Source organism: Streptomyces sp. P5F9, assembly GCF_057961495.1.
Window position 1 is genome coordinate 100,629 of the sequence record NZ_JBXVPZ010000002.1, and the last position, 2,270, is coordinate 102,898.

Annotated in this window: 2 protein-coding genes; both read left to right on the top strand. The window is 72.8% G+C overall.

Features of this window, described 5'->3' with window-relative positions; all coding sequences use genetic code 11:
* The coding region (locus tag AC31A1_RS00935; protein ID WP_489651315.1) for a 2Fe-2S iron-sulfur cluster-binding protein at window positions 1-1,194 on the top strand (1,194 nt) is incomplete at its 5' end.
* Window positions 1,195-1,533: 339 nt separating this feature from the next.
* Window positions 1,534-2,028, top strand: coding sequence for a sigma-70 family RNA polymerase sigma factor (locus tag AC31A1_RS00940; protein WP_489651316.1), 495 nt, complete (start codon window positions 1,534-1,536; stop codon window positions 2,026-2,028).
* Window positions 2,029-2,270 lie beyond the last annotated feature (242 nt).

Consider the following 2,270-nt stretch of genomic DNA (forward strand, 5'->3'; position numbering starts at 1 on the left):
CTGCTCTACCTCCCCGGCCGCGACCCCGCGAAGGTGCGCCTCGCCCTGGACGTGCCCGCGCTGAGCCCCGGCTGGCAGGGGTCGTTCCGTGAACTGCTCGCCGCCGCCGACGGTACGACGACCACTGCCCGCCCGGCCTGGGACGGTTTCCGTCCCCTGCGGGTGAGGGACGTGGTCCCCGAGAGCACGACGGTCACCTCGATCCGCCTGACCGCCCCGGACGACTCCCCGCTCCCTGCCGCCCGCGCGGGCCAGTACCTCACCTTGCGCGTCCCCGCTACGACGGGCCCCGCCCCGGTACGCAGCTACTCGCTGTCCGCCGCCCCCGACGCCGGCAGTTACCGGATCAGCGTCAAGCACGAGCCCCACGGCACGGCGAGCGGCTACCTCACCACACGGCTACGGCCCGGCGCCGAACTCGAAGTCGCCGCGCCGCGTGGGGAGTTCGTGTACGCCGAGGACAGCGGACCGGTGCTCCTCGTCTCCGCCGGCATCGGGCTCACGCCGGTGCTGTCCATGCTGCACGAACTGGCCGCGCAGGGCAGCAAGCGTGAGGTCTGGTGGATCCACGGTGCCCGCGGCCCCCGGGAACACCCCCTCGCGGCCGAGGCACACGACCTGCTCGCCTCGCTGCCGGACGCGCACGAGCACGTCTTCTACAGCGCGGCCACACCCGAGGAACTGCAGCGCGCCCATGCCACCCCGGGGCGCCTCACAAAGGACAGGCTCATCGCGCTGGCGGTCCCGGCCGACGCGACCGCCTACGTCTGCGGCCCCGCCCCTTTCATGACCGCCGTACGGCAGGCCCTCACCGAGGCCGGCATCGACCCCGCACGCATCCACACCGAATTGTTCGGAACTCTGGGCGCCATCAACCCCGGCCTCACCGACCACCCCGTCCGCGCACCTCACCAGCCCAAGGGCCCGCCCGGAACCGGCCCGTCGGTGACGTTCGCCCGCAGCGGCATCGCCGTCCCGTTCGACGACGACAACGACCGCAGTGTGCTCGAACTCGCCGACGCCTGCGACGTACCCACCCGCTGGAGCTGCCGCACCGGCGTCTGCCACACCTGCGTCACACCCCTGCTGTCCGGCACGATCACCTACTCCCCCGATCCGCTGGAGCCACCGGCCGACGGCGAGATCCTGATCTGCTGTGCCCGACCCGGCACGGACATCGTCCTGGACATGTAAGGGCCGTCACGCGCGCCCGTAGAAAAGATTCCTCCGACCTGCAACCTCGATGCCCTCGGAACGTCTGTCCGGGTGGAGGCGCCTCCGAGCCAGGGCCTTCGCCACGGGAAGCCATCCGTGGCGGCGGCCCGCCAGTCCCGTCAGCATGGACGATTCGAGGAATCACATGTCCGCAGGTCACACCGTCCGCCGCAGCCTCCGCGCGGGCCGGGTGCGGATCGCCCTGGGCGTCACCGGCGCCGCCGCCGCGCTCGCCGTCGGCGGCTCGTTCACCGCCCACGCGGACACCTCCGCGCCCGCCCCGAAGCCGGTGCCCGCCAAGGGCACGCCCGCCGCCCCGTGCCCGGAGCCGGTCGAGGTGGTGCCGAGCGGGATCGCCGGCCCCTTCAAGGGAAAGCAGGTGTCGTACACCATCCTCGGCGACGACCCGGTCGACGCGGTGCCCGGCGGGACGTGTTCGCCGCGCTCTATCGCCGCCACGGTGAGCGCCTGACAGGCCTCGACAATCCCGACGCGTATCTGCGCACCAGCGTGGTCAACACCCCACGCTCGGTGCTGCGCCGCCGCCGTACGGTCCGGGCCCACGTCCCCGAACGCGAAGGCCACGCACCCTCCGCCGAGGAACCCGTTCTCCTGCGCGAGGAACACGGGGAAGTGATCGCCGCCCTGCACCGGCTGACCCGGCGGCAGCGTGAAGTGCTGGTCCTGCGGTACTGGTCCCATCTCAGCGAGGCCCAGATCGCCGACACCCTGAGCCTGTCGCGCGGCGCGGTCAAGTCCACCGCGAGCCGCGCACTGGCCGCCCTGCGCCGAGAGTTGGAGGCGTCCCGATGACGACACGCGTGACCCCGGAGGCGTCCCGATGATCGAGCAGGACCTCGGTTCAGGGTTTCCTCCGGACCCCCTCGAAGAACAGCTGCGCAACGCCCTGCGCGCCCGGGCCGGCCCCGGCTGTTCCGGCTCCCGGCCCTCCACCCCGCCCGCCGCACCGCCGTCGCGTTGCTCGTCGTGGCCGCCGCGGTCATCGGCGTGCTGTTCGTGGCGATCCACGAGGTCCGGGAGCCACCGGTCAGGCC